Origin of the sequence: Candidatus Berkiella cookevillensis, from assembly GCF_001431315.2 — a bacterium.
Taxonomy (GTDB): domain Bacteria; phylum Pseudomonadota; class Gammaproteobacteria; order Berkiellales; family Berkiellaceae; genus Berkiella_A; species Berkiella_A cookevillensis.
This window is the reverse complement of the sequence record NZ_LKHV02000001.1, coordinates 1,710,127-1,726,061: the sequence shown is the minus strand read 5'-3', so window position 1 is coordinate 1,726,061 and position 15,935 is coordinate 1,710,127. Positions and strand designations below refer to the sequence as shown.

The following is a 15,935-nucleotide window of genomic DNA, read 5'->3' as shown; positions in this document are numbered from 1 at the left end:
TGAAACTTTCTTGCATTTAAGGAGTCGAGACTAAATAAGTATGCAAAACTGTTGTGATGCATCTTGAGAAAATCTGTGTATTACAGTCGTTCTATAGCGATTTAAGAGGTGTTTTATGCCTGGAACTAAACTAATTTGCTTTGATTTTGACCAGACTATCGTGAATGGTCATTTCCACGCTGCCATGAGGGGGCGTGGAGTGAGAGCAAATGATACCGAGCCAGGCGTACAGGTACTGCAGCAAGATGGCACCTTTAAAAATATGCGCACTGATCAAGCTGTGCCAAAGAGTAGTGGCGCATCATTAGAGACAATAGAGGCATTCTTAGCGAGTGCTGATGGACTTAAAAATGGTGCGGAAATGGCACAAACAATTCGTGAAGCAATCGATAATGGCCATAAAATTGCGATCACATCTTTTACACACTATCCCGAAGTGGTATTACCTACCTTGAAAAAATTGGGACTTGAAGACAAATACATACAGCAAATTTGTATTGTTGGCGGTTATCCAAGTCATGGTAAACCAGACGGCTCACCTGATGGCAAAGAGCAGCATATTACAGCAGCAATACAACATTTTAATAAGCACGGTGTAGGATTAAGAAGAGAAGATACAATGTTAGTAGATGATTCTACGCATAACATAAGTAAAGTACCTTCAGGCACAACTGTTATAGTACCTAGAGATCGGAATCCGCCGCCAACTTATTTTGAAGCAATAAGAAAATTTGCGAGCAAAGCGCCAATTCTGACACAACAGCCACAATACCCAGGATACCCACAACAAACCTATTCTCCACCAGTATCTCCTCCTAGATATGAACAAGCACTTCCGGCGACCAAAGATGGTTTGTTTAAGGTAGAGCCTATGGATTGGGCTAAGGCTATTCAATATTTTGAGAAAAATCCAAGCACCACAAAATGTGATAAAAAAACAAATGGATTGGGTTGTTCTTTTATTAAAGTAGGAGATGCTATTTATGCAATTAAAACAGGATCGTGTTTGGGGGAAGGTGCTTTTGGAAAAGTAAAAACAGTTCAAAATATGAATGGAGAGAATTTTGCTGTAAAAGTTGAAGGAAGAACAAAACGTGGAGATTTAGATTCTGAAGTAAAAATCATGAAAATGCTTGGTGAATTACAAGGTGAGGCAGATCGAGTATATGGAAAGACTTTTAAAGGGCAATATGCACAAAACAAATTATATACCGTTATGAAATTAAAAGAGGGAAACGAGCTTTTTGAAGAGCTTTACATGGGCAAAAAGAGAGGTGCACCTCGCAAAGATCTCCCTGACTCCCAACGGTTATTATTGGCAATTAAAGCCGCTGAAGCTATAAAAGTATTACATGATAAAAACATTATACATGCTGATATCAAACCAGAAAATTTTATGGCTAATGTAAAGGGAGAAAATATTGTCATAGGTGCAATTGATTTTGGGTTTTCCATGGTATTAGCACCTGGTCAAGATAAAATTATTGGTGGAGCAAAAGGATCTCCCATCTATTGTGCACCAGAGATTGTACAGATAATCAATGGTAATGTTTATGGAAGGAATCCTGCAACATTTTCAAAAGCATCAGATATATATTCTATTGGAAAAATGTTTGAACATGATTTTGGTCTCAAAATGGGGGAGGATTTTTATAGGCGTATACTCAATCCTGATCCTAAAATGCGCCCAACAATGCCGCAGATATTAGATCAATTATACACTAAATTAGACATGCAACCTAATTTGAGCTCAGAAGTAAGAATGATGACCGATAATTACTTGCGTGAAAGAAAGATTAATCCGCAAGCGTTTCGAGATGCTCAAGAGCTTCGAGATTCTCAAGTGCTTACCGCAAGAGTCCAATCTGCAAACAATCTAGGGACGCTTGTAAAAGCCATCAATGATTATCCATGGGACATTAAAAACTCTCAAGGTATTGTTATGGATAAGCAGAAAATGATTGCGGCTATGACTAAGATCCTTAATGATCCCAAAGAGGTTGCCACTATTGTTGCTGCTAAAGGTATGAGTCAAGATGCAGTGCGAGATGCAAACCTGACAGGAAATCATGGTTTTTACGGTAAATTTATGTCTTTTGTACAAGAGCAACATCAATTAAATTTAGCCACTAAAGCTAGAGAAGAAGCACTTACCGCAAGCGTCCAATCTGCAAATAATCTAGGGACGCTTGTAAAAGCCATCAATGATTATCCATGGGACATTAAAAACTCTCAAGGTATTGTTATGGATAAGCAGAAAATGATTGCGGCTATGACTAAGATCCTTAATGATCCCAAAGAGGTTGCCACTATTGTTGCTGCTAAAGGTATGAGTCAAGATGCAGTGCGAGATGCAAACCTGACAGGAAATCATGGTTTTTACGGTAAATTTATGTCTTTTGTACAAGGGCAACATCAATTAAATCTAGCCACTCAAGCTAGAGAGGCAGCACTTACCGCAAGCGTCCAATCTGCAAACAATCTAGGGGCGCTTGTAAAAATCATCAATAATTATCCAGGGGACATTAAAAATTCTCAAGGTGTTGTTATGGATAAGCAGAAAATGATTGCGGCTATGACTGAGATCCTTAATGATCCTAAAAAGGTTGCCGCTATTGCTGCTGGTGGCATGCCTCCAAGTGGAGTCCTGACAAGCAATCATGATTTTTTAGGTAAATTTATTTCTTTTGCACAAGAGCAACATCAATTAAATCTAGCTAAAGCTAGAGAGGGAGCACAAAAACATCAACAGAAAGCACTGGAAGGAATAGAAAATTTTCTTGCTAAAGATGAAAAAGGTATTAAGTCGTTATATGAAGAGCATAGTAGAAGCCAGTCTTCTGTTACGGTTGGAAGATGGATGTCTAATTTACATAAAGATGCGGGTAAGGCTATGTTTGGTAAGGGAAAAGAGCGAGAGGCGCAGATAAAATTACTCAGTGATTGCATTACGAATTTAAAAGACAAAGGTCCAGATGAAAAAGCTGTGAAAATTTATGCTATTTTGACAAAAATAGAAAGTGAAATTGGTCGAGAACACAATAGTCGTGAATCAGGTATGGATAAAATGATTAAAGCACAAAAGCAAAATTTAGAAACGGTGTACCCTGATTTAAAAGATCCACGGAATGCAGCAGCTATTCAGAAGGCGGGAGAAGCTATACTGAAAGAAGTGCGTTCTGCTGAAGAGGTAAAAGAGAACAGCAAGCAGCGCTTCAGATAATAAAATTCAGGACAGCCACATTAAGTTGCTTCACCCAAAATTTTTGAGCTAGAATTCCTTTCAGTAATAGGGATATTTTTTAAGTTATGACTTTAGCTCGCTCAGAACAAATTGATTTGAATGCAACGCCGTACTATCACGTCATGAACCGCTGTGTGCGTCGCAGCTTTTTGTGCGGTTTTGATGAACTAACACAGAAAGATTATTCGCATCGTAAAGCGTGGATTGTCAATCGATTAAAATATTTAGCCGATATCTTTGCTATCAAAATCTGCGCTTATGCCATCATGAGTAATCATTATCATGTTGTGTTATATGTGGAAGAAACACAAGCGCAAGCGTGGTCAGAAGCAGAAATCATCCGTCGTTGGGCAGCTATTTTCCCCAAAGATGCCGAAGGAAATAAGCATTTAAAGCAAAAAATTCAACTTTGGAAAGAGCGACTCACCAGCATCAGCTGGTTTATGCGTTGCTTAAATGAACGAATCGCACGCGATGTAAACGAAGAAGATGATACCGCTGGGCGATTTTGGGAAGGCCGCTTTAAGTCCCAAGCTCTATTAGATGAAGGTGCGTTGTTGAGCGCAATGGTTTATGTTGATTTAAATCCTGTCAGAGCTGGGATTACAAAGACACCGGAAGAATCGGAATTTACCTCTATTTATGAACGCATTCAGCATATTTCTAAGCAATTAAAAATCAATAAGCCAAAATCCATTAAACAGCTTAAGCGCGAAAAAGTAGATATATATAATAGCCTCGCCCAACCCAAGTTCTTAGTGCCTTTTGCAAACATCGCAACGAATCATTCACATGCCATTGATTTTAAACTTATTGATTATCTAGAGCTTGTGGACTATACAGGCAGAGTGATTCGAGATGATAAAGAAGCTGGTTCTATTCCAGAACATCTAGCGCCCATTTTAAGCAGATTGCAATTCGAACCCATGAATTGGATTTCATTAGTCAAAAATTTAGCTAAAAGCTTTGCTCATGCAGTGGGAAGTGAAATTTTACTACTTAATTTTGGTAAAGAGAGAAAGAAAGCTTTAAAAGGCATTACTCAAGCAAAGAAAATATACAATAATCCTCAAGCGATAGCTTAACTTATTCCTCACTTTATACAATTACTCAATCTCCAATAGAAAAAACAGATTATTTTACCTTTTTTGAAATTTAATTAATTTGCATGTCAGAATTGTATGATTATATCGATAGATATGAATGATAATTTTTTGCTAAAAATACATATGGCTGTCCTGTATTTTTATTGTCTCATTTTATCCTGACAATGCATTTTTGCTTCAATAAAATCTAGCAACACTCTCATTGTATTCGGTAAAAATTTTCTATAGGTATAAAAAAGATAAATAGGGATTGTCTCTTCATGGTAAGAAGGTAAAAGCGCTATAAGCTTTTTTTGACAGAGCATTTCTTGAACCACATAATCATGCAGTTTAACGATCCCCATATGATTAATGGCGCATTGTAGTAATGCTTTTGTGTCGTTGAGACTGAGAATAGGAGAGACTTTGAGATCTTCTCCTTTTGAAAAATGAATTACATCACTGGGTCTGCGCATAGTATGGGTTAAATAACGATGTTTGATGAGATCTTTAGGGGTGTGCGGTGTACCATATCTTTCAAGGTATTGAGGTGAGGCGCAGAGCACATAGCGGGTTTGTGCTATTTGTTTTCGCACTAAATTATCATAGCCAGGCATGCTTGAACCCATGAAAATATCAATATTTTCTTTTTCTAAATGCGGAAAACGTTCTTCTAGTAAGATCTCAATTTTTACTTCAGGATAAGTGCTTAAAAACTCAGGTAAATGAGGGAGCAGAAAATATTCAGCAAAATGAGGCGTAACCATGATTCGTACATTACCGCTTGGCGTGCTTTGTAAAGCAGAAAAGGCATCTTCTAAATTTTGTACTTGTTGCAGTACTGCTACGCTATGCTGATAGAGCATTTCGCCTTGTGGGGTAAGTGCTAACTTTCGTGTCGTGCGTTCAAATAATGGCACTTTAAGAATCAGTTCTAGTTGAGCAATTTGTTTGCTAACCGCTACCTTAGATATACCTAATATCGTTGCTGCTGCCGTGAAACTATTAGAATCTGCAACTTGTTTGAATAAGTGTAATTGCTCTAATTTTAACTTCATATGTAAACTTAATGTTAACAATAGTTAATAATATAGCGTATTGTTATGTTTTATCAAGGCCTATACCATAGTGAGTAAGCAAGATTAGTTTTAGTTTATGAATGCATAGGGTCTTATTATGATTAGCACAACCGTCGGCAACGATATCGCAAAAAAACCACATGTACTCATGCTGGTTCTCTTAATTTCTTTTGGTACGGTATGTGCGGTTTTATTTACGCCTGCATTGCCTAGTATTTCAGATTTTTTTGGTGTGTCTAATGCGGCGGCTCAATTGGCGGTAAGCCTTTATTTGGTTGGCTATGCGCTTGGTCAATTGCCCTATGGTCCGATCGCCAATCGTTTTGGTCGTTTGCCGGCATTAAAATTTGGAATTACCTTACAGCTTTTCGGGACTGCCTTTTGTATTGTCTCTTATCACACAGAATTGTTTTTGTTGTTATTAATTGGTCGTTTTATCATGGCACTGGGCGCAAGTGTTGGTTTGATGATGGCATATACACTTTTAAATGACTTTTATGAACAATCTGCTGCGCGTACGATTGCTTCAAAAATGATGATGGCATTTGCAATTTTACCTGGTGTTTCATTGTTTTTAGGCGGATTTTTATGTGAAATTTTTGACTGGCAAAGTTGTTTTTATTTTTTATTTGCCTATGGCATTTTTATGTTTTGTTTAGCTACTTTGTTTTTGAAAGAGCCAGTATTCTTGAGGATAAAGTGCTTGGAGTTAAAAAGCATTGCAGATGGGCTTTTAGTGGTTTCAAAAAATCAAAAGGTTGTCTCTTATGCGATGTTGATGGGAGGATGTACTGCAATTATCTATATGTATAGTGCGGCAAGCCCCTTTATTTGTATGGATGTTTTGCAGATGGATGAGTCTCAATTTGGTGTTTTAAGTGTTATACCACCTTTAGGGATATTGCTTGGTTCTTGGTGTGCAAATAAATTAAATCAAAAATATGCTGCAAATATTGTGATCAAATATGGCATAGTTTTTGGACTGTTGAGTGCAGTTGTGATGCTGGTAGGCTTCTATATGCATATGAGTATTATAACTTTATTGCTGCCAATGATGATGATCAATGCATCTTTAACCCTAGTAATGGCGAATGCTTCTGTGCTGTCAAGCAGCAGCTGTGACGACAAGGCAAGTGCTGCCAGTATGATGAATTTTATTAATATGAGTGTGGGAGCTGTGGGCGTTGCTTTATTACAGTTGTTTCCACAAGCATGGCTTGGATTGTTGCCCTTAAGTATTTTGGCTGTACTGCTTTTTATGATGATTGTTTTGAAAGTGATTTATCGTTTTCAAAAATAGATTTAAAAAACGGTGGGGAGCACCCTACCGTTTTTTCCTGCTTTTAGGCGGTTGAGCGTAATGAATGACCTGAGTGCCGCAAATTCTATCATGCAAACTTTGCTTCTGCTTATCAAAAAAACACCATAGCCAGGTTATGCCAAACAGCAGCGAGAAAGGTATGGCAATCAATAGTCTCATCCACGCTTTTCTCCAAGTCAGCGGTCTTAAATCTGATTGAACAACCTTAATTTTCCATGAAAGCATGCCTAATGTTTGACCGCTTCTTTGCCAAAACCAGGTTAAAAAGCTGGCAATGACTATAAATAAATAACTCAGAAATAAATATTGAACGTTCTGAAAGGATTGACCTTCATTCAAAATCAATGCAAAAGCAGTTGCAAGAATAGCAAGGGAAAAGACAATAAAAGCATCATATACAAATGCTGCTAAGCGCCGAAACACAGAGGCTGGTAGATGAGGGGATGTATTTATAAGTGTGTTAGTAAACATATTGATTAATAAGTGTCTATAAAATTTGTAAGATTATATCCTCAAATCATGCACTAAGTTAGCATAAACCATCGAACAAACAAGTTTTCTAACTAAAAAATGAGCTTGAATATCAGAAATTGGAGTTTATATGCTTGATTTTTAAAAATATATTGAAGCTAGCACTCATGCCAAATACATGTCTTATCAAAAAAGCGATTCGGATGACAAATTACCGTCAAAAAAGCAGTGTGGTTATAATTTATGGATGCTATATTGTGGTCACATTAGATAAAACTTTTTTAATATGAGTGAAGTGAATAGAAAATCCCACTTTACAGCGTGAGAAGTGGTTGATTTTCTGCTCTCATTGATATGCACTGTATGTATGCAAGTAGTTATAAAAATAAAGAATGCTAAGGAGAGGACGGTGGAATCCAAAAGAAAAGTTTCTGTAATTGGCTTAGGTTATGTTGGATTGCCTGTGGCATGTGCCTTTGGTTTAACACAAGAAGTCATTGGTTTTGATATCAATGAAAAAAGAATTAATGCGCTCTCTAAAGGTCATGATCATACTCAAGCTGTTTCTGAGAAAGAATTAAAAGAAGCAAAAATTGAATTCACAACGCAGAAAGAAGCACTGAGAAAAGCAAATTTTCATATTATTGCTGTTCCGACCCCTGTGGATAAGGCAAACCAGCCAGATTTAACTTGTTTGGTTCAGTCCTCAGAAACAGTTGCGAGTATTTTGAAAAAGGGTGATATCGTTGTATATGAATCTACGGTATACCCTGGTGTGACGGAAGAAGTATGTTTACCCATTCTAGAAAAAATATCTTCTCTTAAAGGTGGGATTGATTTTAGCGTTGGTTATTCACCAGAGCGAATTAATCCAGGCGATAAAAGTAAAACCTTTCAAAACATAACCAAAGTCGTATCAGGTCAAGATGAGGTAACCACAGAGATTGTTGCGCAAGTCTATGGCTCTGTTGTCAAAGCTGGTGTTTTTAAAGCAGAAAGCATAAAAGTTGCAGAGGCTGCAAAAGTAATTGAAAACACGCAGCGTGATTTAAATATTGCATTGATGAATGAGCTTGCCATCATTTTTGAAAGAATTGGTATTGATAGCAAGGCTGTTATTGCGGCAGCAAGTACAAAATGGAATTTTTTGCCATTTTTCCCAGGGCTTGTTGGCGGGCATTGTATTGGCGTCGATCCTTACTATTTAACCTTTAAAGCAAAGCAATTAGGCTATCGTCCAGAAGTGATACTTGCAGGGCGTCGTATTAACGACAACATGGGGAAATATGTTGCGGGACAAACTGTGAAGCAAATGATTCGTTCTGACAGTCATGTAAAAGGCGCTAAAGTGGCTGTATTAGGTTTGACTTTTAAAGAGGATTGCCCAGATGTGCGAAATACTCGGGTTGTTGATGTGATTCATGAATTGCAATCTTATGATATTGAGGTATTAGTACATGATCCTGTGGCAGCTGTTGATGAAGCAAAAATAGAATATGGCGTAAACTTAGTGGGGTGGCATCAAATAACAGATGTTGATGCGATTGTGCTTTGTGTATCACATAAAGAATTTCTAGAAAAAGAGCCGCAACAGTATGCAAAATGTTTTGCAAATTGTCGTATTATTTATGATGTAAAATCAGCACTCGATCAAAAAGAATTTGAAAAACATGGCATACAGATTTGGAGATTGTAATGAAGGTATTGGTTACAGGTGCTGCAGGTTTTATTGGCTCTTTTGTTGCAAAGCAGCTTTTGGAAAATAATCATGAGGTTGTGGGGCTGGATAATTTGAATGATTATTACAGTGTAGAGTTGAAAAAAGATAGGCTAAAAAATTTATCACATTATGAAAAATTTACCTTTGTTCAGGGCGATATAAAAGAATATAGTCTCATTAATGAGCTTTTTGAAACACAGAGATTTAATAGGGTTGTGCATTTGGCTGCGCAAGCAGGTGTTCGATATTCTATTGAAAATCCTTTTGTATATATTGATTCTAATATAACAGGTTTTATCAACGTACTAGAGGCATGTCGCCATTATCACATTGAGCATCTTGTTTACGCATCTTCTAGCTCTGTTTATGGTAGTAATACAAAATTACCTTTTTCTACAGAAGACAATGTTGATCATCCTATTAGTTTATATGCAGCAACTAAGAAATCAAATGAGTTAATGGCGCATGTATATTCACATTTGTATCATATACCAACCACAGGACTAAGATTCTTTACAGTCTATGGTCCTTGGGGGCGTCCCGATATGGCGCTCTTCAAATTCGTAAAAGCGATTTACAATGGGGATGAAGTGTCTGTCTATAATAATGGTGAAATGATTCGAGACTTTACCTATGTAGATGATATTGTCACAGGCATTTTAAAAATTCTTGAATTAGCACCTCAGTCTAACCCAAATATGAGCATGACCGAGAGAACGCCAGATAAAAGTCATGGGCCTTATCGTGTATACAATATTGGCAATAATCAACCTGTACCATTGATGGCATTTATTGAAGCTATTGAAGAAGCATGTGGCAAAAAGGCAAAGCTTGCATTCTTGCCTATGCAGCAAGGCGATGTGCCAGCAACACATGCGGATGTAACACCCTTGGAGCATGATTTTAATTATTGCCCTAATACGAGTATTAAAGAGGGAGTAAATCGATTTGTGAAGTGGTATAAAGATTATTATCGTCTTCGTACATGAGTGCCATGTAATATTTTAACAGCATGTCTCTTTCCAGAACAGGAGGGTGCCCGTAGGGCGGGTCTGTCTCTTAGTCACATTTTTGATTAAGCTACAGAGTTATATTTTTAACAGAACGCTCGATGAGCGTAGCGAATAAGAAATCCCACTTTTTGAAGGGGGACGCGCACTGACAAGTGCGCAAGGGGGATTTATGCTGTGGATTTAAGGTCAAACAGCTAAATCCCTCTGCTCGTCGCAGCTACGCTGCACGAGCGTCTCCCTTTACAAAGTGAGAACATGTTCGCTTTGCGAACGAAGAAAAAGACAGTTACTATGCTTATAATCAACTTATGTAGAAGAGACAGAGGGCGGGTGAGGTTAGATAAATACATGATAGAATCATGCTAAACAATGGCTATGGCTGTACTTACGAAATTTAAGTTGACGCTTATGAGCCTTCGCTGGCATGGCAGCACAAATCACTTTATGCAGGTGATGACATAGAACTTAATAATTAATGTATGGACGAAGAAAGAGATTGTGAGGAATATATGGATATATTCATCCCATTTCCAGTGGAAAGTGATCAACTTATTCAAGAGCGATTATCTTCGCAGCTTGGCACTTTTCAAGATGAAGCCGGTAAACTAAAAGACTATGTATCTGTCTTCAATCATGATGTCGAAGCACTCAATAACCTCTTAAATAAACCACCGAGTATTTATAGTTACTATGAAAAAGCAGTATCATTGCAAACAGCATACAATGAATCATTGGCTAAAGCGCAAACTCGCTGGCAGAACAGCGAAAAATCATTCGAAATTGGCTCTAGCGTTATTAAAGATCTAACAGAACAAAAAAAACGTTTTGAATCTGCGCATGCAGCAATGAATGCTGTTGAGGAAAAAAATTTAAGAATACGGGGTATGTTGGGTTTGCTCCCTAAAGAAGAAGTGTATGCGCATTTTTGGGATAAAATTGAATCATGCGCGAATGCTTTAGATAAAAATGATCGAAAAAATTATAAAGATGCTGTGTGGTGTGCGGCTAAGGCATTAGATGATTATGATAAAGGCGCTAGATTGGGTGTGCTCTTGCCACTCTTAGAACAACCTGAAACAATAACCAAAGAATATTTAATAAAAAAAGCGATAGAATCTGACAAAGGAGAAAAAGGTAAAACCTATCAAATTATTGAAGATGTTACCTCGCTTATTAGCCAAAGAACAACCAGGCTCAAGAATTTAAAAACAGATTGGCTTTCGCAAGGTGTTTTTGCGCAAGCAAGTGCCAAAGATTTATTAAAGATTAAAATTGATCTCCAGAATTTTAAATCTTTTCTTGATTTTATAGAAAACGGTATACATCTTAAAAGAGATTTTCCTACAGATGAAAAAATTAAAAATATTATATCTATTAATAAACGTAAGCTTGCTCGTTTAGAACAAAATTTGTTGTCGGCAATGAGCTGGCGAGTACATGCTGCAAGTATTGGCAGTAATGTACGATTTGATGATAATCATTTTGCCTTAATGAAAGAAATACGTGATTTAGTTTTTATCTATGATCAAAAAGAAGATTTAAGTATTATTCAGCCTTTATTAAGACAAAATCAAGCATCACTCTCATATGATATGGATTTTGCTACATTTCAAACACTTGTTAAGTTTATTAAACGTTCTGATGATGAAAAAGCCAAAAGTAAGTGGTATTTAAGCAAATGGGTGAATGGGGAAAAGGCAGAGTCTGATTTCATTCCTGTTGTCTTAAAAAATAATGTTCTTGTTCCAAAAGAATTGTCAGCTTTTATTCCAGATTCGCAAGGGTTTTCACTCACAAACTGGATTCATTTCTGGTTTTTCCAGACGCATACAATAGCCTCAGATTTTTTGGGGTGGCTCAAACGGAAGTTTTTAGGTGCTCATTCAGAAGCTGTTTTACTCATTAATGAAACAATTGGTCAAATCAAAAAATTCAAAACTCAGCTAGAAGAGGCTAAGGCACAAGGCAAAGGTCTGAATTTGTCTTTCTTAAGTCAAACAGCGGCCTTTCAAGATGCATTAGAAATCCCTGATATTTTGATAAGAGAGAAAAAACGAGGTGAAAGCCTCAAACCATCTTGGACGGTAGGTGTGTTATTGAAATGGGTACCTTTCTTTAATAGGCATAAAAATTATCTTTTTTTTAATATTTATCATCGTTTGTTAGAACAGTCAGAATTTGAAATGAAAAAAGACGGACAACTCATTGCAATACAGATTGTTAAAGACTTGGAGTATAGTCTTTTTGATAATATCAAGCAAAAAGTATTTCTGTTGCCTCAAAATATGTTGATAGATATTCATCGTTTTTTAACGCTCTATGGTGATGCATCATTGCTTGCTCAATATAATCGTATTATGCATCCGATTAATATTCTGAAAAAATTTAATTTTCTTCATGATATAAAACCAGAAGAAGAATTTAGATCCTTAAACGAAGACAATGTTTACTCTTTTTTAAGTTTTGCCAAAAAATATTGGACATCTCAACAATATCAGGCGGCACTTCTTATCTCAGGATTGATTTTACGAGAGAAATTGCCCTCAACAGAGGATGAGCTGACAACTTTGTTTCAATACACAAAATTTTTGTTTGACTTTCAGAATGAGAAGGAGGCCAAAAAAGAGTTTTTGTTGCTGCTGGCCTATATTGCGAAGCAATATGTCTTTTCAACAGGAGACAAAGGAGATGATGCTGCTTATTTATTTTTGAAAAAATTCTACCCCAAAGGCTATCAAAATTGGAAAGATGAAAGAAATGAAAACTTAGATGATAAATTTATTTTTATTCGTTCTTTATTGGATGTTTCCAAAGATCAGGAAAAGAATTTAGATCCCCAAAAGCAGTATGATGCAGGGCAAATAAAATTAGAATACAAAAATATTGGAAAATATATTCATGATCTAAAATCTGCCCAAAATGAAAAGCCGTATATGAAGCTTTTATATAAGCTTTTCCAAAATTATGTTAAAAATTATTCTGGAAATAATGCAGTTTATGAGGACATAATTTTATCTTTAGGGGATGTAGGCTTGATCGTTGAATATAGTGATAAAAGATTTTCTTTCCTTCTGTCACATGCTGATCAATCAATTACGACTAAAGATGAGGCGCAGTTTTTTTCTAATGCAGTAAAAATTCAGGAAGTAACCCAAAAGTTATATCAAATACTGAAAGAAAGATACGATGGTAGTCACCATGCCTTTGATCAGCTGATTGAAAACATGAATCATCCAGCAATCTATGGTATTTATTACGCTAAACGTTTGCAATATCTTATTAAAAATAAAAATTATCAAGAAGTTTTAGATTCAAAACAATTGTTTGATATTGTGACGCATAATCCTATTTTTATAAGCGAGATGAATGAGTATTTTGATGCCTCTGTTGCCCATGCGATTAAGAAAAATAATTTTTCTAAAATCGAAACCTTAGGCTTCATGCATATGATTGAAAAATTTGGATCTCTTGTGAATAAAGAGGCATATAGAGTGCTTCGAATAAAAAGGTTGTTAGAAATAAATGATTTACAGCATACTCAAATATATGTTGAAGCTTTATTAAAATACATACCTGATTTAGATTCATTTCTGACCTTAGAAAAAGGGAAGAATTTACTTGCTAAAATCTACACAGATATGTTGAAAAATTTAAAAGAAAATAATGAGTGGCGAGGACATCTTCAATACTTGTTGGATTTTTTTGGTGTTCAGCAATCTAAAGAATTATTGCAAGAGAATCGAGCATTATGGCTGAATCTATTTTTATCAAAGCCAGATAAATTTTCAGAAATGGCCTCTTTGGGACGGCCAACCTTAGATTTAAAATATCATTATGAAAATATTAAAATTCCTACTACAGAGACGAATCTTTCTCAATATTATGGGAAGCAATTAGATGCTGTTTTTGAGATGATTGTTAAGCGACTTGATGCTATGAATGAAGATATGAGTGATGATGTGATTCGCTTGATCGAGCGTTATACCAAAGATACAAGTTTTAAAACACATCCTCAATTTATGTTGTTGACTAAAAAAATTGAAGATGCAAAGAGAGCACAACAGATTATACAAGCATTAGAAATGGGGGATATGAGTCTTGCTGTTGATTTGTTGAATCATTTTATTGAAGATTTTGAAGGGCAGAAAGAATTGATGCAGTTTGATAGCTCCATATTGAAGAAAAAGATAACTGATTACCAACAAAGGGTTCTTGAATATCTGTATATTTGTTTTGTGGATAAAATACAAGATGAAATAATTTTAGAACAAAATTCGGCTTCAAAAAAATTGGAAAAATTAAATGAGCAAGAGTTTTCATATATAGAAAAAATAAAAATATCTAAATTTTCTGTGTCAGTTAAAGAGAGAATTCAAGATCTTATACAGAAGCGAAGTCAAATATTTCATGCATACCAAGCTATTTATCATAATATGGATATTGAAAAGCTTCATGAGCTTGTGTTGAATGAAGAAGATGCGATTCTTTTAAAATATGGTGTATCAAAGAAAATGCGTAGTCAATTATTGGTACGCATTGAGGTGATTTTAGGACTGGTCTCACCGCATGATAGCTTGGCAATTTCTTTAAATGCATTTCATAAATATCTTTCGAGTTCAGGAATTGAGTTAAAAACCAGCTCTGATTTATTGAATCAGCTTAAGCTCTTTAGGCGCACGCAAACACAATATCCAGAACTGGCAGAACAACTGGCTCAAACTTTAATTGAGCGATTAAACAGTAATCAATCGATACGTGATCTCGCTTTGTTTAGAGATAAAAATAGTACACTGCAATATACTTTTGCAAAATACTTGAGCTCTAAAACCAAAGATGCGCTTGCAAATGCTTTGTGTGAACGTATTGGTCGGTTGATGCAAGGCGATCTTCATGATGCTTTCGATATCGTATTTGAGAGAAATGAATGGCTTACTTATAGCATGTTATATCAGTGGTTAATGGCATCAGAAAAAATTAACACCAGTCGCTTGGAGAAGGAACTGAGTAAAAAATCTGAAAAATATTTATCCAATATGATGATTGCTTTTAGTAATCTTGAATCCACAATGGATGCATTGTTATCAAAACGTGAGGCTCTTTCTACAGCGCCTCATTTTGATAAGCAGGTACCGATATCTTTGGATGCAAAGTTGTTAGAAAAAGAAATGGAATTTTTAAAACAATGTCTTTTTATTAGAATGTTTGGCAATGCTGCTCAGACAGAAGAAATTGATAGATTATTAGAGCAAGTCTCAAAGAGATTGAGGCAAGCTTTTATGTCGGGTGAGATAGATCCTTTCAGAGAACATTGCATTAAATATGCCGATAAACTCTTGACAATAGCAGGCAATCAAAATCAACGTGTTCAATGCGCTAAATTAATGAGTCTGTGGAATCGATATTTAGCAAGTAATACAGAATTACTGCAAGTACAGAAAGAAGCCATGAGAGACACTGTGCCTGTTTATCTCGAGCAATTTGAGAAAAATATTTATGAATACTTTATCAAAAAATATAAATTAGATAATAATTTTTTAAGTTGCATGTTTGATTTGAGCAAAAAAATAAAATTAAATGAGGATTTGTTTGACGCTAAGAATATTTTAAGTGCCTATTCAATTCATTCTTTTATGAATATTTTGAAAAAATATAGTCAACGTTCTAGTCGATTGGGATTCGGGGCTTTAAAAGAAAGAGATGCACAGAAGCTTTATATTGCCTTTTGTTTAGTCATTCAAGCAAAGCAGCTTGCAAGTTTATCGATAAAAAAACTGGGAGATTCAAGTGTGCGGAGCTTTGATATTGCGCATATATCTGGAATATTGACGACAACCATGCTGGGTCTTTATAAAGAACTGGGTATAAAAAGTAATCATTTCCAGAGGGCGATGCAAATGGCGATTTGTACAGACAAAGATTACTTTGTATCTTGGTCAAATGATGTGTCGAAGCTGAGTATGGGAATAAAGAGATGAAGGATGTGCTTAAGCAAGTCATTTAAT

At 35.9% G+C, this 15,935-nt stretch carries 8 protein-coding genes; 6 read left to right on the top strand and 2 right to left on the bottom strand.

Features of this window, described 5'->3' with window-relative positions; translation table 11 throughout:
* The first annotated feature begins 115 nt into the window (after positions 1–115).
* Positions 116–3,223 (top strand): protein kinase domain-containing protein, encoded by a 3,108-nt coding sequence (locus CC99x_RS07450; RefSeq protein WP_057624829.1) that lies wholly within the window; start codon positions 116–118, stop codon positions 3,221–3,223.
* Between the two features lie 86 nt (positions 3,224–3,309).
* Complete coding sequence (locus tag CC99x_RS07445) at positions 3,310–4,329, top strand: hypothetical protein (protein ID WP_057624828.1); 1,020 nt, start codon at positions 3,310–3,312, stop codon at positions 4,327–4,329.
* Positions 4,330–4,490: 161 nt separating this feature from the next.
* On the opposite strand, the gene CC99x_RS07440 is transcribed toward CC99x_RS07445, so the two are convergent.
* Positions 4,491–5,387: a LysR family transcriptional regulator gene (locus tag CC99x_RS07440; protein WP_057624827.1), complete on the bottom strand. Its 897-nt coding sequence runs from the start codon at positions 5,385–5,387 to the stop codon at positions 4,491–4,493.
* A gap of 118 nt (positions 5,388–5,505) precedes the next feature.
* Between CC99x_RS07440 and CC99x_RS07435 the strand changes: the two genes are divergently transcribed.
* Entirely contained in the window at positions 5,506–6,708 is a 1,203-nt protein-coding gene (locus CC99x_RS07435) for an MFS transporter (protein ID WP_057624826.1), read from the top strand.
* A gap of 24 nt (positions 6,709–6,732) precedes the next feature.
* Here the strand turns inward: CC99x_RS07435 and CC99x_RS07430 are convergent, their stop codons facing one another.
* Positions 6,733–7,200 carry an RDD family protein gene (locus CC99x_RS07430; RefSeq protein WP_077065440.1) on the bottom strand — a complete coding sequence of 156 codons (468 nt, stop codon included), beginning with the start codon at positions 7,198–7,200 and terminating at the stop codon, positions 6,733–6,735.
* A gap of 367 nt (positions 7,201–7,567) precedes the next feature.
* Between CC99x_RS07430 and CC99x_RS07425 the strand changes: the two genes are divergently transcribed.
* The 3 genes from CC99x_RS07425 (at position 7,568) to CC99x_RS07415 (ending at position 15,908) form a co-directional block, all read left to right on the top strand.
* Positions 7,568–8,896, top strand: coding sequence for a nucleotide sugar dehydrogenase (locus CC99x_RS07425; RefSeq protein WP_057624824.1), 1,329 nt, complete (start codon positions 7,568–7,570; stop codon positions 8,894–8,896).
* On the top strand, positions 8,896–9,909 hold the full coding sequence (locus CC99x_RS07420) for an NAD-dependent epimerase (RefSeq protein ID WP_057624823.1): 1,014 nt from the start codon (positions 8,896–8,898) through the stop codon (positions 9,907–9,909). Before CC99x_RS07425 ends, CC99x_RS07420 begins: the two co-directional genes overlap by 1 nt.
* Positions 9,910–10,442: 533 nt before the next feature.
* Complete coding sequence (locus tag CC99x_RS07415) at positions 10,443–15,908, top strand: hypothetical protein (RefSeq protein ID WP_057624822.1); 5,466 nt, start codon at positions 10,443–10,445, stop codon at positions 15,906–15,908.
* The last annotated feature ends 27 nt before the right edge of the window (positions 15,909–15,935 follow it).